The organism is Cellulosimicrobium sp. CUA-896, assembly GCF_001942335.1.
Lineage (GTDB): Bacteria > Actinomycetota > Actinomycetes > Actinomycetales > Cellulomonadaceae > Cellulosimicrobium.
Genome location: NZ_MKKH01000079.1, coordinates 83,168 through 104,841, shown reverse-complemented (window position 1 = coordinate 104,841; position 21,674 = coordinate 83,168). Strand labels below are relative to the sequence as shown.

At 72.1% G+C, this 21,674-nt stretch carries 11 protein-coding genes and 4 pseudogenes; all 15 read right to left on the bottom strand.

Annotated features, from left to right (window positions below):
- Positions 1 to 872 precede the first annotated feature (872 nt).
- A pseudogene (locus BJF88_RS24010) lies at positions 873 to 2,144 on the bottom strand (Ig-like domain-containing protein); the annotation flags it as partial.
- Between the two features lie 452 nt (positions 2,145 to 2,596).
- Positions 2,597 to 4,192: pseudogene (locus BJF88_RS17835) on the bottom strand (ThuA domain-containing protein); the annotation flags it as partial.
- Between the two features lie 193 nt (positions 4,193 to 4,385).
- The gene (locus tag BJF88_RS17830; RefSeq protein ID WP_255372156.1) at positions 4,386 to 5,279 is read right to left on the bottom strand and encodes a sugar phosphate isomerase/epimerase; all 894 of its coding nucleotides are present in this window, start codon (positions 5,277 to 5,279) and stop codon (positions 4,386 to 4,388) included.
- Between the two features lie 92 nt (positions 5,280 to 5,371).
- Positions 5,372 to 6,604 carry a substrate-binding domain-containing protein gene (locus tag BJF88_RS17825; RefSeq protein WP_075829763.1) on the bottom strand — a complete coding sequence of 411 codons (1,233 nt, stop codon included), beginning with the start codon at positions 6,602 to 6,604 and terminating at the stop codon, positions 5,372 to 5,374.
- A gap of 83 nt (positions 6,605 to 6,687) precedes the next feature.
- Positions 6,688 to 7,767: an ABC transporter permease gene (locus BJF88_RS17820; protein ID WP_083649267.1), complete on the bottom strand. Its 1,080-nt coding sequence runs from the start codon at positions 7,765 to 7,767 to the stop codon at positions 6,688 to 6,690.
- A complete protein-coding gene (locus BJF88_RS17815) occupies positions 7,764 to 8,867 on the bottom strand; it encodes an ABC transporter permease (protein ID WP_075829762.1) in 1,104 nt (367 codons plus the stop codon). Before BJF88_RS17815 ends, BJF88_RS17820 begins: the two co-directional genes overlap by 4 nt.
- Positions 8,864 to 9,157, bottom strand: coding sequence for a hypothetical protein (locus BJF88_RS24005; RefSeq protein ID WP_369824677.1), 294 nt, complete (start codon positions 9,155 to 9,157; stop codon positions 8,864 to 8,866). Before BJF88_RS24005 ends, BJF88_RS17815 begins: the two co-directional genes overlap by 4 nt.
- 347 nt (positions 9,158 to 9,504) lie before the next feature.
- Positions 9,505 to 10,512: pseudogene (locus BJF88_RS24000) on the bottom strand (sugar ABC transporter ATP-binding protein); the annotation flags it as partial.
- Entirely contained in the window at positions 10,509 to 11,639 is a 1,131-nt protein-coding gene (locus BJF88_RS17805; protein WP_075829761.1) for a Gfo/Idh/MocA family protein, read from the bottom strand. The gene BJF88_RS17805 and the pseudogene BJF88_RS24000, both read right to left, overlap by 4 nt.
- A gap of 302 nt (positions 11,640 to 11,941) precedes the next feature.
- Positions 11,942 to 12,942, bottom strand: a pseudogene (locus tag BJF88_RS17800) (sugar phosphate isomerase/epimerase family protein).
- A gap of 70 nt (positions 12,943 to 13,012) precedes the next feature.
- The gene (locus BJF88_RS17795) at positions 13,013 to 13,726 is read right to left on the bottom strand and encodes a hypothetical protein (RefSeq protein WP_075829760.1); all 714 of its coding nucleotides are present in this window, start codon (positions 13,724 to 13,726) and stop codon (positions 13,013 to 13,015) included.
- A gap of 325 nt (positions 13,727 to 14,051) precedes the next feature.
- Positions 14,052 to 18,098, bottom strand: a complete 4,047-nt coding sequence (locus BJF88_RS17785) for a PQQ-dependent sugar dehydrogenase (RefSeq protein ID WP_255372159.1) — start codon at positions 18,096 to 18,098, stop codon at positions 14,052 to 14,054.
- Complete coding sequence (locus BJF88_RS22680; protein ID WP_255372155.1) at positions 18,098 to 18,997, bottom strand: ThuA domain-containing protein; 900 nt, start codon at positions 18,995 to 18,997, stop codon at positions 18,098 to 18,100. The genes BJF88_RS17785 and BJF88_RS22680 overlap by 1 nt, the downstream gene beginning before the upstream one ends.
- Before the next feature lie 227 nt (positions 18,998 to 19,224).
- On the bottom strand, positions 19,225 to 20,397 hold the full coding sequence (locus BJF88_RS17780) for a Gfo/Idh/MocA family protein (RefSeq protein WP_075829758.1): 1,173 nt from the start codon (positions 20,395 to 20,397) through the stop codon (positions 19,225 to 19,227).
- Between the two features lie 97 nt (positions 20,398 to 20,494).
- Entirely contained in the window at positions 20,495 to 21,562 is a 1,068-nt protein-coding gene (locus tag BJF88_RS17775; protein WP_075829757.1) for a substrate-binding domain-containing protein, read from the bottom strand.
- Between the last annotated feature and the right edge of the window lie 112 nt (positions 21,563 to 21,674).

Genomic DNA, 21,674 nt, shown 5'->3' with positions numbered 1-21,674 from the left:
CCAGGCGCCGGCCGGGGCCGGCTGTCCCAGGTAGCTGATCGGACCGGCCGCGGCCTCGTTGATGTCGCCCTGGACCACCGGCAGGACCGCGTGGCCGTCCGCGACCGAGATCGCCGCGCCCTCGGCCTGGCGGACCGTGGTCCACCGGGCGTCGAGTCGTCGCCGTCGAACTCGTCCGACGCGTGCGCGAGGCACTGCGGCGGCACGTCGTCGCCGGGCTCCTCGGGCGCGACCGGGTCGTCGTCGAACACGAAGTCCTGGAACTCGACCGCGCTCGTCGCCGTCGTGGAGTGCGCGGTGACGAACATGCCGACGTCCTGGACCGCCGCCGCCCCCGGGAGGGTCTGCGGCTCCCCGATCTGGGTGAACGTCGCGCCGTCCTTGCTCCAGAACGCCGTGTACAGGTCGCCGTCGCGCACGATGCGCACCCACGCGGGATAGCTCGTCGTGCTCGCGCTGCTCGACGTCGCGAGCTGACCGCTCGCGTTGCCGCGCAGCCACTCGAAGCCCCCGCTCGGACGCATGCCCAGCGCGGCGTAGCCGAGCGAACCGCTCGTCTGCGCGACGTCGTTGCGGACGATGATCCCCGCCTTGGCGGACCCGTTCGAGTTGCCCTGGCTGTTGATCCGCACCGTCGCCGACCAGTTCGCGTCGGCGTCCTGCTCGCGGTAGATGGTCGAGTACTCGTTGGTGCCCTGCCACATGTTCGCGCCGCCCGACGTGATGAGGTACCTGCCCTCGGCGAGCTGCTCGAACGTCCCGTTCGCGTTGGTGAAGGTCGACATCCCGGCGAACAGGTCGCCGACCTGCGCGACCACGATGCGCGAGCGCGTGTACAGGCCCTTGTCGTTGGTGGCGACCGCGGTCAGCTCGTAGGTGTTGTCCGCCGTCACCTCCCACGTCGCCTCGTACGGCGCCTCGGTGTCCGTGCCGATCGAGGTGCCGTCCACGAAGAACTCGACCTCGGTCACCGTGTTCTCGGTGTCCTCGGCCTCGGCCGCCACCGTGATCTCGCCCTGCTCGAGCTGGACACCCGCCTCGGGCGCGGTGATCCGGACCTTCGGGCGCGTCGTGTCGGAAACGGCCTTGCCGTCCGCCTCGATGAAGTTGAGGCGGCGCTCGCCCGCGCCGGGGAAGACCACGTAGAGCGTGAACGGCTCCATCGGGTCGGTGACCTCGACGCGGACGTCGGTGAACGTCCCGAGCCCCGTCTGCGGCACCTCGGCGGTGCCGAGGAGCTCGCCGTCGGCCGCGCCGCGACGCAGCTCGACGGTGCCCGCGTCCGCCGCGGCGACGCGCAGGTTCAGCGCCTCGACGCCGTACAGGCTCACCGGGTCGTACGACGCCCACGCGCCGTCGGCGCCGGTGATGACGGAACCGCCACCCTCGACGTCACGGCTCGGGATCGTCGTCGTGCCCTCGCTCGCCGCGGTGAACTCGGCCTCGCGCTTCTTCGGGAAGATGAGCGTCGTGTCCGAGCCGGTGAGCGCGGGCACGCCGCCCTCGCCGCCGTCGTCGGTGTAGCGCGCGTCGATCACGTAGAAGACGTTCATGTCCTCGCTGTGACCGCCGCCCAGGCTGGTCTGGATCGTGCCCGTGCGTCCGTGCAGCGGCTCCGCCGGGTGCGCGTGCGCGTCGTGACCGAGCGCCGGCTGGATGATGACCTGCTCGTCGTCGATCGTGTCGCCGTCCGGCGAGTCCTCCGCGTCGGTGACCGACACGTCCCACGTGATCGCGTCGCCGAAGTTGAAGAACGACCCGGTCGGCGGCAGGCCGAAGTCGACCTCGGGCCGGGTGTTGCCCACGGTGATCGGCACCGTGGCGGTCCCGGTCTTCCCCGCGGGGTCGGTCACGGTGAGGCGGGCGTCGTAGACGCCGTTCTGGGTGTACGTGTGCGTCGGGGCGACGTCGGTCGAGTCCGTCTCGCCGTCGCCGTCGAAGTCCCACGCGTACGTGAGCGTCTCGTTCTCGGGGTCGGTGCTGCCCGACCCGTCGAAGGCGATCTCGAGCGGCGCGATGCCGGAGTCGGGGGTCGCCGTCGGCACCGCGGCCGGGGACCGCGAGCCGGAGACGTAGTCGATGCGGTGCAGGCCCGAGCTCGGGTTGTCACGGCCGAAGCCGCCGCCCCAGTCGAGCACGTACATGGAGCCGTCCGGCCCGAACTTCGAGTCGATCGGCGCGAGGAACTCCTCCTCCGGGAGGAACGGGTTGACCTTCTCGACGTCCGTGGCGCCGGTCCCGGCACCGCCCTCGACGAGGTCGATCGAGTACATCTTGTTGCGCGCCCACTCGTAGAAGAAGGGCTTGCCGTCGTAGTACGCGGGGAACTTCGTGTCCGACTCGAGCTCGGGGTCGAACTGGTAGAACGGGCCGCCCATGGGGGCCAGGCCGCCACCGGCGTGATGGCGCCCGGGACCGACGAGCGCTGGTAGCCGTACCAGAGGTCGGCGGGCTGCGCGGGAGGCAGCTCCGTCAGGCCGGTGTTGAGGATCGAGTCGTTGACCGGGGCGTCGCAGTCGAAGAAGTCGCCGACGGTCACCGGGCTCGTCCGGTAGTCCACGTCACGGAACGGCTCGTTGTTCCCCATGCACAGCGGCCACCCGAAGTTGCCCGCCTCCGTGACGTAGTTCCACTCCGCGATGCCCGCCGGGCCGCGGTTCGCCAGGTTGTCCGACCCGTTGTCGGGCGAGTAGTCGGCGACGCCGAGGTTGCCCGTCGAGGGGTCGACCGTGAAGCGGAACGGGTTGCGGAAGCCCATCGCGTAGATCTCGGGCAGGGTCTTGTCCGCCGTGTCCGCCGACTCGTCGAACAGGTTGCCCTCGGGGATCGAGTACGTGCCGTCCGCCTCGGGGTGGATCCGCAGGACCTTGCCGCGCAGGTCGTTCGTGTTGGCCGACGTCGCGCGCGCGTCGTGCAGGCGTCCGGGACGCTCCGACAGCGGCGCGTAGCCGCCCGAGGGCTCGGAGTGCGGGTTCACGTCGTCGCCCACGCCGATGTAGAGGTCACCGCTCGCGGGGTCGACGATGAGACCGCCGCCGGTGTGCCCCGGCTCGTCGGGCAGGCGCCCGGCCGGGATCTCGATGACCACGACCTCGGACGCCGGGTCGATCGCCGTCGAGCCGGGGCCGTCGGACGTCACGGTGAACCGGGAGACGCGGCTGACGAAGTTCGCCGGGTCCGTGTCGTCGTCGCTCGCCGGCGAGTAGTACTGGTACAGGTACCCGTTGGTGGCGAAGTCCTTGTCGAGCGCGAGCCCGAGCAGGCCGTCCTCGCCGCCGGAGTACACGGGGATCGTCAGCGCCGTCGTCGTGTTCTGCGTCTGCGGGTCGTAGACGCGGATCTGCCCGCGCACGAGCTCGGTGTAGAACACGCGGCCGTCGGGCGCGACGTCCATGCCGAACGGCGCGCTCGTGTTCGTGTCGAGCGCGATCTTCTCGAACTGGCCCCAGTCGGTGCCGCCGCAGTCGCCCTCGACCATGCCCGCGGCCCACTCCACGCCACCGACGATGTGCTGGACGAACTCCGGCTCCTGCGTGTAGTGCGCGCCGAAGTGGCCCATGCCCGTCATCCAGGCTCGGCCGCCGTCGTAGGGCTTGCACCACGAGATCGGGTGGTCGTAGCCCATGGCGTTGCCGCCCGGGTCGTACGTGGACTCGTCCATCGTCGCGAGCACGTGCGCCTCACCGCGCACGTTCGCCGAGAAGTTGTACCACTCGTCCGCACGGTCCCAGCGCTGCGGCAGGTGCTCGGTGGACGGGTGCGTGCGGTCCTCGACCCGCACCGTGCCCGGCAGGCCCGGGCTGGAGCCGGTGGCGGCATGACCGGGCATCAGCGCGCCGATCATCTCGTCCCACCAGTCGTAGCTGCCGCGCATGTCGGTGGCGTTGTGGATGGCGACGATGCCACCGCCCGCCTGCTGGTAGCGCTCGAGCGCCGCCTTCTGGTCCGCGTCCCACGGGTCGCCCGAGGTCTGGAACATGACGAGCGCGTCGTACTGCGCGAGGTTCTCGTCGGTGAAGACGGTCGAGTCCTCCGTGTGGTCGGACTCGATGCCCGCCTCGGCGAACGCCGCCTCGAGCACCGGGGTGCCCTGCGTGATCGCCTCGGTGTGCCGGAACTGGGTCGTCTTGGTGAAGATGAGCACCTTGTGCTCGTCGTCGGGTTCGCTCGGTACGACGTCGGCCGTGGCCATCGCGGCGGGTGCGAGCGTGAACGCCAGCGCGCCGATGGTCAGGGCCGCGACGGACCTCCCCCTGCGGGGACGTCGCGAGGTCATCATGGTGCCTCCAGGGGCATGACGTGCGGGCCCGGACGTCGTCGTCCGGGCAGGGTGGTCGTCATCCCGCGGCGTGCCGGCGCCGGCGGTCGTGCTACGACTACGGCTGTCAGGGCTCCGGCGTGGGCATCAGTCCCTTCAGGTAGGCGAGGCCGTCGACGGCGAGGGCGTCCTGGGTCGGCGCCAGCGGCCGCCAGATCGAGGCGGCCGTCGCGATCGTCGCGTTCTCGGCCGTGAACGACTCGATGACGAGCGGGCCGTCGTAGCCCGCGCCGTCGAGGGCCGCGAGGATCGCGGGCCAGTCGAGGTGGTCGGCGCCCGGTGCGCCGCGGTCGTTGCCGCACACCTGGACGTGCGCGATGCGCTCGCCCGCGCGCGCGATCGCGGCCGGCAGGTCCGCCTCCTCGATGTTCATGTGGTAGACGTCGAGCATGAGGCCGATGCCCTCCGCGGGAAGGCGCCCGACGACCTCCAGCCCCTGGTCCACCGTGTTGACGAGGCTCGTCTCGTACCGGTTGAGCGGTTCGAGGCCCACGACGACGCCGGCGGCGACCGCGTGCTCCACGACGGGGCCGAGGTGCTCCGCGAGCTCGTCGTAGGCCGCCTCGCGCTCGTCGGGACGCAGACGCCACGTGCGGCCGACCGACGCGTACGCCGGCCCGCCGATCACGGGTGCGCCCACCGTCGCCGCGGCGTCGACGACGCGGCGCAGGTAGTCCTGCGTGGACCGCACCGTCGCCGCGTCGGCGGCGACGAGCTCGCGCCCGTCGCCCATGACGAGCGACACGCTCGCCGTCAGGCCGTGCTCCGCGAGCACGCGCGCCGCGAGGTCCGGGTCCCAGTCGTCGGGGTGCTCCACCGGGAGCTCGATCACGTCGAAGCCCCACGCGGCGACACGCGGTGCGATCTCGCGCAGCGCGGTGTCGGTCAGCGGGGACGCCCACACCCAGGTGTTGACGCCGACGGCGCGCGGACGCAGGCGGGGGCGGTCGGGTAGAGCCACGTCGCTCTCTCTCGTCGGGCGGGCCACGGGACGGCGGTCCGGCCGGACCGCTCCCCGGTCCCACGCAGGGACGGGGAGCGGTCCGACGAACGTCAGCGGTCGGTCCAGGCCTGCGGGTAGCCGGGCAGGTCCTCGCCGCCGAACTTCGCGTAGTGCAGCGACGGCATCTCGGCGTTCGCCTCCAGGTAGGCGTCGAGCTCGTCCGCCTCGATGGGCTCCTGCGGCAGGACCCACTCCTCGGGCACCTGCTCGCCGGCCCAGATCATCTGCGCCGCGAGGATCGGCGTGCGCCACTGGAAGTTGGAGTACACCGCCGCGATGGCGTTCATGTCCGTCTCCTGCCACTTGCGCAGGAAGCTCATCTCGTCCTCGCCCATGAACACCGGGTACGGCTTGCCGGCGTCCTCGAAGGCCTCGACGGCCGCGACGGCGCCGTCGCCCGCGTCCATCCAGATCCCGTCGACGTCGCCGCGCTGCAGGTACTGCGTGACGATGTCCTTGATCTGCGCGGCGTCGCCGCCCGTGAACTCCTGCCCGACGACCTCGAGGCCCGACTCGGAGAAGATCTTGTCGGCCGCGGCCCACCGGTTCTCCAGGACGTCGACGCCCGGGAGGATGCGCAGCGCGAGGACCGTCGAGCCCTCGTCCAGGTTGTCGACGAGGTACTCGGCGCCGTCCGCCCCGTAGGCGTAGCCGCCGATCGGGTGGATGAAGGTCACCATGCAGTCGGTGTTGACGCCGCGGTCGAACACGATGACGGGCTTGCCCGACTCGCACGCGGCCTCGACCGCCGGGGTCAGGGTCGCGGTCGTCGACGGCGACACGATGATCGCGTCGCAGTCCCCGGCGGCGACGAACGCCTGGATGTCGGAGATCTGCTTGTTGTCGTCGTCCGCCGCGTCGGAGACGCGGAACTCGCCGATGACGCCCTCGTCCTGGAGGACCTGGACCTGCTGCTCCATGGTGATGAAGCCGGTCACGCGCCACGGGTTGGAGACCGACGCGTTGGAGAAGCACAGCGTCTTGCCGCCGCCCTCGCTCGCGAACTCCGCAGTGTCGACGTACTCGGGCTCGATGGCCTGCAGCCAGGGCTGGTCGGCCGGCCCCTCGGGCTCGACGTCGCGCTGCGCGAGCTGGCGGTCGTAGTCGGCCTGGACGAACCACTCGGAGTCGGCGCCGCCGGTCTCCTCGCCGTCCTGGGTCTCCTCGGCGGAGGTCTCGCCGCCGCCCTCGGGGGCGTCGGTGGGGGTGTCCGTCGTGCAGGCCGCCGTGGCGAGCAGTGAGGCCACTGCCGCGCCGGCGAGGAGTGCTCGTGTACGTCGCATGTCCTTCTCTCCTTGGTGAGACGTCGTCGTCCCGCGGGTGCGGGGGAAGGTCGTGGTGCTGTCGAGGGATCTCGGGTCTGGCGTCAGACGGTCGCGGGGGCGGGCTCCTTCGGCTCGGCGGGGCGTCCCGCGGCGGGCGGTGCCCCCGTGGACGGACGCCGGCGCGACCGCCGCGGCAGTGCGGCGTAGGCGACGGCGGCGATGATGATGACCCCCTGGACGGCGGGGCGGATGGTCGACGGCAGGCTGAGCTGGTTGAACAGCGTGAAGAGCGCCTCGAGGGTGAGCGCTCCGGCCATCGCCGCGACGACGGTCCCCCGCCCCCCGCCGAGCACGACCCCGCCCAGCACGACCGCCGTGATCGCCATGAACTCCAGGCCCTGGCCGACCTGCGCCGTGACGCCGGCGTAGCCGCCGATGAGCACGGCGGCGACCGTCGCCATGAAGCCGGAGAGGAGGAACGCACGGGTGCGCACCCACCAGACGGCCGACCCCGAGTAGGACGCCGCGACGTCGTTGTCCCCCGTCGCGACGAGGGTCCGGCCGAACGGTCGGCGCATGAGCACGGCGGCCGCCACACCGAGCACCACGACGATCATGAGCGCCCACGGGACCTGGAACTGGCCCGGGGTGTCGGGCAGACCCCCGCGCCCCCACTGCCGGAACCCCTCGGTGAGCGCACCCGTCGGCGCGCCGCCGGTCCAGAGACGGATCGCGCCGTACAGCACGAGCATCATGCCGAGCGTCGTGATGAACGACGGCACGCGCAGGAGCGTCGTGACGAGGCCGTTGACGAGGCCCACGGCGAGACCGAAGAGCAGCATGAGCGCCATGACCGGCCAGGTCATGGAGTCCTGGCCGTCCATGAGCTTGGCGGCGATGACGACCTGGGCACCGACGAGGGACCCGACCGACAGGTCGAACTCGCCGGACACGATGACGAAGTACTGGCCGATCGCGAGGATGACGAGCGGCGCGGCCTTCTTGACGAACGCCATGAGCGACATCGGCTCGCCGAACGACGGGTTGATCACGAGGATGACGGCGAACACGAGCACGAGCAGCGCGAAGACCGTCCAGCTCCCGCCGGCCGTGAGCCGCTCGAGGAGGCCGGCACGGGGTGCGCGCGCGGGGATGGTGCGGCGCGGGGCGTCGGTGGTCATGCGGACGCACCTCCTGCGGTGGTCGTCGGGGCGTCGGTCCGGGAGGTCCCGGGCCCGGGTGGCGCCGCTCCTCGTCCACCGGCGCCGAACCGCGTCCGGCTGCTCGCCGGGTCGATCTGCCGGCGGGCGTACAGGGCGACGGCGGCGATGATGACCACGCCGCGCAGCACGTCCTTGAAGAACGGGTCGACGTCGAGGACGTTGAACACCGTGTCGAGCACCGCGAGGATGAGCACGCCGCCGACCGTGCCGACGACCGACCCGCGGCCGCCCAGGAGCAGGGTGCCGCCGAGCACCACCGCGGCGATCGAGTCGAGGTCGAGGCCGTAGGAGTACACGAGCGCGTTGCCCGTCCCGAAGCGCGCCGCGATGAGCAGGCCGGCCACGCCCGCGCACATCGAGCACAGCACGTGCGCGAGGAGCACGGTCCGGTCGGTCCGGATGCCCGAGAGGCGCGCGACGTCGGCGTTCCCCCCGACCGCGAACATGTGGTACCCGGAGCGGGTGCGGGCGAGGAGCACCACGCCGGCCGCGGCCACGAGGAGCATGACGACCGTCGAGACCGGCACGGGCCCGATGCGCGTGTAGCCGAACATCTGGAACGACGCCGGGACGTCGCCCGCGGGTCCCTTGAACTGCGTGTCGAGGTAGCCCTTGACGATGAGGCCGACGCCGAGCGTGGCGATGAACGGGTTGACCCGCAGCTTCGTGATCGCCAGGCCGTTGACGAGCCCGACGAGCGCCGCCACGCCGAGCGCCGCGAGCACGCCGATCCACGCGCGGGCCGGGTCCCCGGCCATGGTCGTCGCGCCCACGATCGAGCACAGCGCGACGACGTACCCGACGGACAGGTCGAGCGACCGGCACAGGATGACGAACGTCTGGCCGATGGCGACGAACCCGAGCAGGCTCGTCTGGGTCAGCATGTAGGCCGTGTTCGCCGTGCTGAACAGGTTGCCGCCGCCGAGCGCGACGAGCACGCCGGCGACCACGACGATGCCCACGAGGGCGAGGTAGACGATCTCCGTCGAGCCGATCCGGCGCCGGCGCCGCGAGGCGGGGCGTGCGGCGGGCGGGGCGGTCGCGACCGCGGTGCTCATCGGTCCTCCTGGGTGCGGTCGGTGCCGTCCGGCGCGCCGGCGCGGGCGTCGTGTCCGGGGAGGTCGTCGGTGCGCGCGGCCGCGGCGAGGTCCACCGCGAGATGCTCCCCCGACGTCGTGCCCGCCCCGGTGGCGAGCGCCATGACGGTCTCCTCGTCGCTGCCGTGGGGCAGCTCCCCGGCGAGTCGCCCGTCGCGCATGACGAGGATCCGGTCGGCCATGGCGACGACCTCGGGCAGCTCGGACGAGATCATGAGGACGGCGACACCGTTCGCGGTCAGCTCGCGCATGAGGTCGTACACGGCGCGCTTGGCCCCGACGTCGATGCCGCGCGTCGGCTCGTCGAGGACGATGACCTGCGGGTCGGTGACGAGCCACTTCGCCAGGACCACCTTCTGCTGGTTGCCGCCCGACAGGAACTGGACCTCCGCCTCCTGCGAGCTCGCGACGAGCTCGAGCGAGGACAGGATGCCCGGGATCCGGCGTGCCCGGCGGTCGGCGGACCCCGGCAGGACGGAGTCGAGGACGAGCCGCGCGTGGCGAGGATCGACTGGCCGAGCGCGAGGCCCTCCGCCTTGCGGTCCTCGGTGACGAGAGCGAGTCCGGCCCGGACCGCCTGGCGCGGCGAGCGCACGTCGACCGGCCGCCCGCCCACGAGCACTCGGCCGCGCGTGAACGCGTCGATGCCGAAGATGCCGTGGGCCACCTCCGTGCGCCCCGAGCCCTGGAGCCCGGCGAGCGCGACGATCTCGCCCGCGCGCACCGCGAGCGTCACGTCGTCGACCTGGCCGTTGCCGACGCCCTCGAGCGCGAGCCGCACGTCGCCCGGCACGACCGCCGCGTCCTTGTCCGGGAAGTAGCCGGCGAACTCGCGGCCCACCATCGTGCGCACGAGGCCGTCCGGGTCGATGTCGACCGTGGGGGTGGTGAGGACGTGGTTGCCGTCCTTGAGCACCGTGATGGTGTCGCAGAGGTCGAAGATCTCCTTGAGCCGGTGGGAGACGTAGAGGATCGCCACGCCGCGCCCGGAGAGCCGGCGCACGAGCTCGTAGAGCAGCTCGACCTCCTGGTCGGCGAGCGCCGCCGTGGGCTCGTCCATCGAGATGATCCGGGCGTCGTACGACACGGCCTTGACGATCTCGACGACCTGCTGCTGCGCGACCGACAGGGAGCCCACGCGCTGGGTCGCCGCCAGCGACGACAGCCCGAGGTCCGCGAGGAGCCGGTCCGTGTCGTCGTTCATGCGCCGACGGTCGACGAGGCCGCCGCGGCGCGGCTCGCGCCCGAGGTAGACGTTCTCGGCGACCGAGCGCTCCGGCAGCAGGTTGAACTCCTGGAACACCGTGGAGACGCCGGCGTGCTGGGCGGCGAGGGGCGAGGAGAAGGTCGTGACCTGCCCGTCGAGCTCGATCGTGCCGCCGTCGGGCCGGTGGACGCCGGCGATGATCTTCATGAGCGTCGACTTGCCCGCGCCGTTCTCGCCGACGAGCGCGTGCACGTCGCCCGCACGCACGTCGAGGTCGATGTCGCGCAGCACCGAGTTCCCGAAGAACTCCTTGCCGACGCCGCGCAGGCGCAGCACCGGCTCGCCGTCGCCCCCGCCGGGTGCGGGCGTCCGCGGCTCGTGGGTCGTGGTGGCGGTCATGCGGGCACCTCCACCCAGGACCGCGTGCGGTCCGACGCGCCGACGGCGGCGACGAGGCGCGCCGCCCGCAGGCCGTCGTCGAAGGTCGGCAGGCCGTCGGGCGCGGCCCCGTGGATCGCCGCCGCCGTGTCGGCCACGAGCGCGTCGAAGCACTCCTGGTACCCCTGCGGGTGGCCGGCCGGGACCCGCGAGTACCGCGCGGCGGCCGGGGAGAGCGTCTCCGGGTCGCGCACGAGCAGGCGCGACGCGTCGCGACGCCCCTCCCAGAGCCGCTCGGGCTGCTCCTGGTCGAAGGCGAGCGTCGACTCGGTGCCCGAGATCTCGAGGTGGAGCCGGTTCTTGCGTCCGGGCGAGACCTGGGAGACGACGGCGGCGCCCAGCGCTCCGCCGTCGGTCTCGTACTGCAGCGTCACGGCGTCCTCGGTCGTGACCGCGCGCTCGACCCCGTCGACGCCGTGGCGCCGCGGGTTGACCGTCGCCGACCGGGCGGACAACCGCACGATGCGGTGCCCGGTCGTGAACTCGAGCAGGTCGCACAGGTGCGAGCCGATGTCTCCGAAGGCGCGGCTCGCGCCGCCGAGCGTGGGGTCGACCCGCCAGTTGTCGTCGGACGCGCGCAGCAGCCAGTCCTGGAGGTAGGAGCCGTGGACGAGGGTGACCGTGCCGACGTCGCCCCGGCGCACCCGCTCGCGCGCCTCGCGCACCATGGGGTGGAACCGGTAGGCGAAGGGGACGACCGCGACGCGACCGTCGGCCGCACGGGCTCGTGCCGCGAGCCCGGCGAGCTCGGCCGCTCCCTCGGCGTCGACCGCGAGGGGCTTCTCGCACACGACGTGCTTGCCCGCCGCGAGCGCTGCGCGGGCGATGGGCACGTGCAGGTGGTTCGGCGTGCACACGTGCACCACGTCGACGTCCGGCGAGTCGAGCAGCTCGTCGACCGAGCCGGCGACGCCGCGCGCACCGAGCGGTCCGGCCGCGTCGCGCGCGGTCTCGACGTCGGACGCCGAGACGAGCGACACCGTGCCGCCCGACGTCCGCACCGCGCGGGCGTGGACGCCGCCCATGAACCCGACGCCGACGATGCCGGCGCGGTAGGTCGCGGGAGCGCCGGCGGGCGCGGGTGGCACGGTGACCGCGGCGGGTCGGCTGTCGGGGTCGGCGAGGGCCGTGGCGGCTCCTCGGGTGTGGTGTGCGTCCTGCTCCGGTGCAGGGACAGCACGGTGTTGCGCGTCGTCATCGGCTCGCATGGCTGACAACGTAGGGGCGCTTCTGACGGGGGTCAAGCAAAAGCCGAAAGTTCACCATCTCGTTTCGATAAAGCGCCCGGTAAAACAAATCAGAAGCGAACACGGCACCGCCCTCCCCCGGTTCCCGGAGGAGGGCGGTGCCGCGTCGGACGTCGTGGCGGCCGCGAGGGCGGCCGGCGCGCCTACTTCGTCGAGAAGGCGGCGTCGAACGCGGCGTCGGGCGCGTCGAACGCGTACTTCTTGACGAACTCGAGGGCCTCGGGGGCGCCGACGAGGCGGTCCATGCCGGCGTCCTCCCACTCGACCGAGATCGGACCCTCGTAGCCGATGGTGTTGAGCATGCGGAACGCGTCCTCCCACGGCACGTCCCCGTGCCCGGTGGAGATGAAGTCCCAGCCGCGGCGCGGGTCGGCCCAGGCCAGGTGCGACCCCATGCGGCCGTTGCGGCCGTTGTGCATCCGCTTCTTCGTGTCCTTGCAGTCCACGTGGTAGATGCGGTCCTTGAAGTCCCACAGGAAGCTCACCGGGTCGAGGTCCTGCCACACCATGTGGCTCGGGTCCCAGTTGAGACCGAACGCCTCCCGGTGCCCGATCGCCTCGAGCGTGCGCACCGTGGTCCAGTAGTCGTAGGCGATCTCGCTCGGGTGCACCTCGTGAGCGAACCGGACGCGACCTCGTCGAAGACGTCGAGGATCGGGTTCCAGCGGTCGGCGAAGTCCTGGTAGCCCGCGTCGATCGCCTCCTGGGACACCGGCGGGAACATCGCGACGTACTTCCAGATCGCGGACCCGGTGAAGCCCACCACGGTCTTCACGCCGAGCTTCGCCGCGAGGCGCGCCGTGTGCTTCATCTCCTCGGCGGCGCGCTGGCGCACGCCCTCCGGGTCGCCGTCGCCCCAGACCACGTCGGGCAGGATGTCGCGGTGGCGCTGGTCGATGGGGTCGTCGCAGACCGCCTGGCCCTTGAGGTGGTTGGAGATGGCGTAGACCTTGAGGTCGTACTTCGCGAGCAGGTCGAGCTTGCCCTGGACGTACGCGTCGTCGTCCCAGCGCCACGGGTCGAGGTGGTCGCCCCAGCAGGCGATCTCGAGCCCGTCGTAGCCCCAGCCCGAGGCGAGCCGGGCCACCTCCTCGAAGGGCAGGTCGGCCCACTGCCCGGTGAAGAGGGTGATCGGTCGTGCCATGGTCGGTCTCCTTCGTCGATCTCGGTTCTCCCCCGGGGTCGCCGGGCGGACGTGCTGGTTCTGGAACGGGTCAGGAACGGTGCGGGTACGCGTCACCGACGCGCGGCGGGGGTGCGGGAGCGGCGCCGCGCGAGCACGGCAGCCAGGGCGGCCGCGGCGGCGAGCACGACGGCGAGGACGACCCACAGCAACGTCGTGGAGCCGTCGTCGGAGCCCGCGTCGGCGGCGGTCGCCCCGCCGTCGTCGCGCCCGCCGTGGCACCGGCGTCGTCGACGTCGCCGGCCGCGTCCTGGGCGTCGCCGGCGGGATCGCCAGAGCCGGCTGTGTCGTCCGAGGGCGGCTCGGGCAGCGGGACGACGTCGACCTCGGCGGTCGCGGTGGCCTCGGCCGGCGTCGTCATGGTCGCGGTGAGGGTCCAGTGGCCCTCCGCGAGGAGGCCGGGGTCGGAGACGTACCAGCCGACGCCCTCGGACGCCGACCGCAGCGCGACCGGTCCGACGCTCTCCCCCGTGTCGGACACCGCGGTGACCGAGACGTCCGCGGACTCCTCGACCGGGTGCCCGTCGTTGTGGTACGTCAGGTTCGCCGTGATGCCGCCGGCGCCGTCGGTGCCCACGGAGATCACGATCGGCCCGCCGTGCGCGGCCGCCGGGGCCGCGAGTCCCAGCAGCGCGAGGGCTGCGGCGAGGGCCGCGACGACGAGGCCGTGGATCGCCCGTGCGCGCGGGCGCATGCCGGCCACCGCTCGTCCCGCGCGCGGGTCCGGCGTCTCGTGTCGGGTCATGTGCTGGTCACCTCGTCGTCTCGGAGGGGTCGGGGTCGTCAGGTCGGGGAGCTCGTCGGTTCCCGGGGTGTGCCCCGGCGTCCGGCCGGAGCGCGGTACCCGGCGCGGGGCCGGGCGACCTCGCGGTCGCCGTGGTGCTCGTCGAGCGGACTCAGGACGGGCGGCCCGGCCGAGGGCCGTCCGTCCGTCGCCGACCGCGCGTCGAGCGCCCTGCCCGGCGGGCCGGTGCGTCACCGGCCGCCGGGGGTCTGTCAGGCGCAGCTCTGCGCGGCGTGGTCCACCGTCTCGGAGAAGGTCCTCCCCTCGGCGTCGGTGGCGGTCACCGTCACGGAGCCTGCCTCCACGGCGGCCGCACGCGTCGCGAACGCCTGGTAGGCCGAGGAGCCCGGGGCGACGTCCGCGAAGGACTTCTCGCCGTAGGCGTCTCCAGGGTGACGGCGAGCGGGACCTCGTCGTCGTTGGACGCCCGGACGGCGAGGTAGACCTTGCCGCCCATGCAGCGCGGCTGCACGGTGACGGTCACCGCGGGAGCCTCGACCTCGTCCTCGACCACCCGGAAGCGGTCGAACGACGCCGGGGCCCCGGTGTCGGCGGACGCCCCCAGCGCGAACAGGCCCACGGGCGCGTCCGCGGCGGGCGCGTTCGTCACGGCCTCGTCGAACGTCGTCCAGGACTCGCCGTCGGCGCTGTAGGCACCGGTGAACGTGTCACCCGAGCGGGTCAGGCGCAGGTGCCAGACGTCGCCCTCGAGGTTGCCCGTCTGCGGCTGCGGGTTCTGCACGACCCCGCCGACCTCGCTGCGCAGCTCGATCCGCGACGCCCGGGCCTGGCCGGCCTGGTTGTCGACCACGAAGTCGAGCTTCACGTAGTCGTCGTCGCCGCCGTAGACGATCAGACCGCCCTGCTGGTACTGGCGGTCGAACGCCGAGCCGTCGACGACGGTCTCGACCGTCCACTCGTCGGCCGGCTGGTCCTGCAGCACGATGTTCGGCACCGGGCGGTTGTCCGTCCCGTAGATGTCCGTCGGGGTCGTGTCGATCTGCAGGGAGCCGTCCGTCACGCGGTACCCGGTCGGGTCCTCGTTGACGATCGACCAGCGGCACGTGTCGAGCGCGTCGCCGTCGAACTCGTCGTCGGGCCCGGGGGCCGGCGCCGTGTCGTCGGGCGTGATGTGGAACCAGTCGAACTGCGCGTCGAGCACCGGCGAGGCGGTGCCGTTGCCCTTGAGCGAGACGAGCCCGATCTGCGCGTTCTCCAGGTCGGCGATGGACTTGGTCTGCGGCATCGTCGTGAAGTCGGTGCCGTCGGCCGAGTACGCCGCCTGGAGGGACTCGCCGTCGCTGACGAACCGCACGTACACGGTGTCGGGGTAGTCGGCCCCGAGCGCCGCGCTGTTCGACTCGCCGACCTCGTTCGGCTGGGCGTTCTCCTCGCGGATGAACTGGAAGATGCGCGTCGCCGGGTCGGCCGCCTGCGACCGGCCCTGGATCACCATCTTCGCGTAGTTGTCCTGGTCCTCCCAGATGAGCAGACCCGCCTGCTGGTACTGCTGGCGTGCCGGCAGCGTCAGCTTCGCGGTGGCCGTGAACGGGCCGTCCGGCAGGTCCTGGAGCACCAGGTTGGGCACCGTCGTGTTGTCGGTCCCGTAGAAGTCGGTCGTCGTCGTGGGCAGGACGAGGTGACCGTCCTCGGTCGCGAGGTTCTGGTCACGGTTGAGCACCGTCCAGCGGTCCTCGTCGAGCTCGGCACCGAGGAAGTCGTCGGAACGACCCGCGAAGCACAGCCCCGGGCCCGTCTCCGGCGCCTCCACGGTCACCGTCGTGTACTCGACCGCGTACGCGCCCCGCTCGTCCGTGGCACGGACCTGGAGCCGGTACGTGCCCGGCTCGTCGTAGGTGACCTCGAACGCGTCCGTGCCGTCCACGAAGCCCTCACCGAGACCCGCGTCCCAGGCGAAGGTGACCGCCTCGTCCTCCGGGTCGGTCGCCGTCGCGGTCGCGGTGACCGTGAGCGGCGCCGTGCCCGACGTGGGCGTGACCTCGAAGGAGTCGATGGTCGGACGCACGTTGTCCGTCACGCCGCGACCGTTGACGACCATCCAGTTGACGTTCGAGCCGCCCTCGGTCTGGACGAGGTAGAGCGTCCCGGTGCCCTCGGGGACGTCGTGCAGCTCGGCCGTGACATCGGTGTAGACCTGCCAGTCGCCTGTCACCGGGACCGTCACGCTGCCGATCTCCGGCCCCTCGGGGTCGTCCCAGCGCAGCGAGATCGTCGCGCCCGCGCTCGAGGAGGCCGCGCGCAGCGTGATCGAGTCGACGTCGTAGAGCGAGACGGGCTCGTGCGCCCACCAGTCGCCGGGCTCGATGTAGCCGATGTTCAGCCCGCCACCCGCGGTGTCACCCGTGGTCTCGGTCTGCACGCCCGGGTCGCCCGTGCTCGTCGAGCCCTCGAGACGCCCGGTGGACGTGAAGAACTCCGACTGGAGCAGCTTCGGCTGCAGGATCTGCAGGTCGTTCGCCGTGAGCGGCGAGCCGACCTCCCCGCCGTCGTCGGTGTACGACGCCTCGATCACCCAGAAGATGTTCGACTCGATGCCGTGGCCCTCGTCGCGCAGCGTCTGGAACGAGCCCTCGCAGCCCTCGAGCACGTCCATGGGGTGGGCGTGCGCGTCGTGCCCGAGCGACGTGGAGAGCTCGACGTTCGAGCAGTCCACCTCCCCGTCCGGGTCGTCGACCTGGATCTCGTAGCGGACCTGGTCGCCCCACTCGAAGAAGCCGCCGTTGTCCGGGAACGTGATGGAGATCGTCGGGGCCTCGTTGCCGACCACCACGGTGACGTTGGCGACGCCGACCTCGCCCGCGGCGTCCGTCGCCGTGAGCTGGGCGGTGTAGACGCCGTTCTCCGTGTAGGTGTGGGTCGGGTTCGCCTCGCTGGACGGCTCGGACCCGTCGCCGAAGGTCCACTGGAGGGCGATCTCCTCGCCCGACGGGTGGCGCGTGCCCTCCGAGGAGAACTGCACCGTGAGCGGGGCGGGCCCGCTCGTCACGTCCGCGCTCGCGCGGGCGATCGGCGTCGGGTTGCCCTGGACGTAGCTGACCTTGTAGATGCCGCTCGAGTCGTTGTTGCCGCCGAAGCCGGAGCCCCAGTCGACGACGTACATCGCCCCGTCCGGACCGAAGTCGAAGTCCATCGCCCGGTAGAACCCGGCGCTCGGGTCGAAGATCCCCGGCAGGACACGGTTGATGTCGACGATCTCGTCACGGTTCTCGCCGGTGAGCTGGATCGAGTACAGCCTGCCCTGGTTCCACTCGCCCAGGAACGCCTTGCCGTCCCAGTACTCCGGCCACTTGACGTCCGAGTCGAGCTCGGGGTCGTACTGGTACACCGGGCCGCCCATGGGGGCGCCTCCGCCGCCGATCTCCGGGAACTCCGGGTTGCCGGCGTAGTTGTACCAGATCTCCGCCTCGATCGCGGGCGGCAGCTCCGTCAGGCCGGTGTTGTTCGGGGAGTCGTTGACCTGGCCCGCGCCGCAGTCGAACGCGCTGCCCGACTGGCCGGTCGCGAAGTCGTAGTCGATGTAGTTGGTGTTCGCCCCCGTGCAGTACGGCCACCCGTAGAACCCGGGCTCGCTCAGGACGTTCCACTCGACGGTGTTGCCCGGGCCCCGGGTCGGGCTCGACGAGCCCGCGTCGGGACCGTAGTCGCCCACGAGGATGTTGCCCGAGTACGGGTCGACACCGACGCGGAACGGGTTGCGGAAGCCCATGCCGTAGATCTCCGGACGGGTCTTGTCCTCCGTGTCCGCGGCCTCGTCGAAGAGGTTGCCCTCGGGGATCGTGTACGTCCCGTCGTCCTCCGGGTGGATGCGCAGCACCTTGCCGCGGAGGTCGTTCGTGTTGGCCGAGGAGCGCTGCGCGTCGAAGTCCTGACGCCCGGAGCGCTCGTCGATCGGCGTGTAGCCGCCCGACTCGAACGGGTTGGTGTTGTCACCCGTGACGAGGACGAGGTTGCCGTCGCCGTCGAAGACCATGTCGCCGCCGGCGTGGCAGCACGTGTTGCGCTGCGTGGTGACGGTGAGGATCTTCTGCTCGGTGCTCTGGTCGATCGTCCCGGTCGCGGCGTCGTAGACGTAGCGCGAGACGCGGTTGTGCGGACCGTCCTCGCCCGTCTCGGACGGGGCCCAGTACGCGTACACCCAGCCGTTGTCGGCGAAGTCCGGGTCGAGCACGAGACCGAGGAGACCGTCCTCGTTGGCCGTCGTCACCGGCAGGGTCGTCGCCGTGCTCGTCGTGCTCGTCTCCGGGTCGATCACCCGGATGCGGCCGTCGCGCTCGGCGTAGAAGACCGCACCGTCCGGCGCCACGTCGAGCATCATCGGGTTCTGGGTGTCGGTGTCGAGGGGGATCTGCTCGTAGCTCGACGTCTGCGTCGCGGTGCAGTCGGAGTCGACGACGCCGGCCGCCGTCTGGATGCCGCCCAGCAGGTGCTGCAGGAACTCCGGCTCGGCGAACGACTCGTTCGTGTGCCCGCCGCCGGTGTACCAGGAGCGACCGCCGTCGTAGACTGGCACCAGGCCGTCGGGTGGTCCGCACCCATGGCGCCCGAGCCGGCGTCGTACGAGGACTCGTCGAGGCTCGCCAGCACGTGCACGGTGTCGCGCGGGTTCGTGCGGAAGTTGTACCACTCGTCGTAGCGGTCCCAGCGCGCCGGCAGGTGCGCCGTGGACTCGTGCACCTGGTCCTCGACCTTGATGGTCGCGTCCTGGTTCTGCGGGTGGCTGTTGAAGTAGGCGCCGACCAGCTCGCCGTACCACGGCCAGTCGTACTCGGTGTCGGACGCGGCGTGGACGCCGGCGTACCCGCCGCCGTTCTGGACGTACCGCTCGAACGCGGCCTGCTGGTCGTCGTTCAGCACGTCGCCGGTCGTGGAGAGCCACACGACGGCCTCGTACTGGGCGAGGTTGTCGTCGGTGAAGGCGCCGGCGTCCTCCGTGGCGGTCACGGAGAAGCCGTTGTCGGCGCCGAGCTGCTGGATCGCCGCGATGCCCGCGGGGATGGATCCGTGGCGGAAGCCCGCCGTCTTGCTGAAGACGAGCACGTCGAACGGCTCGGTCTCCGCAGCGGCCGCCACGGGTGCCGCGGCGAGCGCGTCACCGGGGGCGGCCGTGGCCGACGCCGCGGTGGCCAGGGTCAGAGGGAGGGCGACTGCTGTCGCGGCGAGCGCCGCGACCGCGCGCTTCGTCGCGCGCGATCCTCCTAGCACGTTTCTCACAAGGTCTCCTCGTCGAGATCAGGAACTGTGCTGCGCTCCGCGGGACGGGCGTCGTCGGCCTTCCTGCCGTCCCGGACGTGGCGGACGATCCGTGCTCCGCCGGGCACCCACACCCGTCACCGGGCGTGCCGTGGGCCTCCTTCCTGTCGATCTCAGGACGTCGTCCCCTCACGTCAGCGGGAGGGGCACCGGGGCGAGGCCGTCTCCGGCCCCGCCCCGAGGTCTGGCTACGGCTCGACCCAGCCGCCGGTCGCCGCGCTGCGCTCGACCGCGTCGAGCACCCGCTGCACGGCCAGCCCGTCGGCGAAGGTCGGGGCCGGGTGCGTCCCCGCCGCGATGCCCTCGACGAGGTCCACGACCTGGTGGGTGAACGCGTGCTCGTACCCGAGCCCGTGCCCTGCCGGCCACCAGTGGCCGACGTAGGCGTGCTGCGGCTCGGTGACGACGATGCGGCGGAAGCCCGCCGTCGCCGGGTCCTCCGACGCGTCGAAGAAGTGCAGGAGGTTCATGTCCTCGAAGTCGAAGGCCAGCGAGCCCTTCGACCCGTTGATCTCGATCCGGATCGCGTTCTTGCGGCCGTGCGCGAACCGCGTCGCCTCGAAGGACCCGATGCCCCCGCCGGACAGGCGGGCGAGGAACAGGGCGGCGTCGTCGACCGTCACCGGCCCGCGCTCCGTGCCCCCGCTGCCGGAGAGGCCGGCGAAGTCGGTCGCGACCGGGCGCTCCTTGACGAACGTCTCGAGCAGTCCGCTGACGCCCGTGATCCGCTCGCCGGTGATGAACTGCGCCAGGTCGATGACGTGCGCGCCGATGTCCCCGAGCGCGCCGCTGCCCGCCTTGGACTTGTCGAGGCGCCAGGACAGCGGGGCGTCCTCGTCGGCGATCCAGTCCTGCAGGTACTGGGCCCGCACGTGACGGATCGTGCCGATCCGCCCGTCCGCGACGAGCTGGCGCGCGAGCTGGATCGCCGGGACGCGGCGGTAGGTGAAGCCCACCATGGCGACGACGCCGCGCTGCGCCGCGGCCTCGGCCGCGGCGACCATCTTCTCCGCCTCGGCCACCGAGTTCGCGAGCGGCTTCTCGCACAGCACGTGCTTGCCGGCCTCGAGCGCGGCGATCGCGATCTCGGCGTGCGTGTCACCGGGCGTGCACACGTCGACGAGGTCGACGTCGTCGCGCGCGACGAGCGCCTGCCAGCTCGTCTCGGTCGACTGCCAGCCGAGCCGGTCCGCGGCCGCCGCGACGGCCTCGGGCTTGCGTCCCCCCAGGACCCGCATCTCGGGGACGAGGGGGAGGTCGAAGAACCGGGGGGCAGTCCGCCAGGCCTGCGAGTGCGCTGCCCCCATGAACGAGTACCCGACCATGCCGACGCCCAGCGAGGCGCCGTTCTTCTCTGCCATCTCGATCCTTCCGGTACGCGCGCCGACGGCCCCGTCCGGGCACGGTGGGCCGGCCCGAACGGGGCCGTCGACGCGACGTGGTTCGTGCGCTACGCGATCAGGACTCGAACGCGAGCGGCAGGAACTCCTCGACGTTGTCCGCCGTCACGACGGGCGCGTAGAGCTGCACCTGGCGCGGCACCGTGGAGGACGCGAGGTCGCTCATGCTCTTGCCCTGCGCGACGAGACGCGCGAGCTTGATGCCGTCGGCCGCCTGCGTGGACGGGTAGATGACGGTCGCCTGGACGACGGAGTCGCCCTCCTGGATCTCGCGCATCATGTTGGCCGAGCCGGCGCCGCCGACGAGGAAGAACTCGTCGCGGCCCGCGCTCTCGATCGCTGCGAGCACGCCGACGCCCTGGTCGTCGTCGTGGTTCCAGATGGCGTCGATCTCCGGGGCCGCCTGGAGCAGGCTCGCGGCGGCCTCCTGGCCGCCCTGGACCGTGAAGTCCGCCGCGACGCGGTTGGAGACCTCGAGGCCGCAGTCGGACAGCGCGTCCGCGAAGCCCTGGCTGCGGTCCTGCGTCAGCGGCAGCGAGTCGATGCCGGCGATCTCCGCGACGACCGCGTCCGGCTGGTCGCCGAGCTGCTCGCAGATGTACGTGCCCGCGGACACACCCATGCCGTAGTTGTCGCCGAGCACCGTGGTGCGCGCCGCGAACGGGCTGGTGAACTCGCGGTCGACGTTGATGACCGGGATGCCGGCCTCCATCGCCTGGGTCGCGACGTCGGTCAGCGCGGCGCCGTCGAACGGCAGCAGGACGATCGCGTCCACGCCGTCGTTGATGAAGCCCTGGATCTGGCTGATCTGCACGGCGACGTCGTTGGTGCCCTCGGCGACGCGCAGCTCGACGTCCTCGTAGTTCTCGGCCTCGGCCTCGGCCGCGGTCGTGATCGCGCCCATCCAGCCGTGGTCGGCGGCCGGCGCCGAGAAGCCGATGACGACCTCGTCGCCGGCGGCGTCGTTGTCGGACGCGGCCTGGTTGGTCCCGCCACCGCCGCCGTTGTCGCCCTCGCCCTCGTCCGCGGGGGTGTTCGAGGTGCACGCCGTGGCGAGCAGCGCGAGGGACGCGGCGGTGACGGTGGCGACCGTGAAACGGCGGCGCAGGCTGGTGCGTGCGGACATGAGATCTCCTTCGATACTGGTCCCGCAGGTGCGGACTGGGTGGAACGGTCGTGCGGTGGTGGCCGGTGCCCGGCGTCCGGGCGCCGGCCGTGGGTGAGGTGGGGTACGCCTG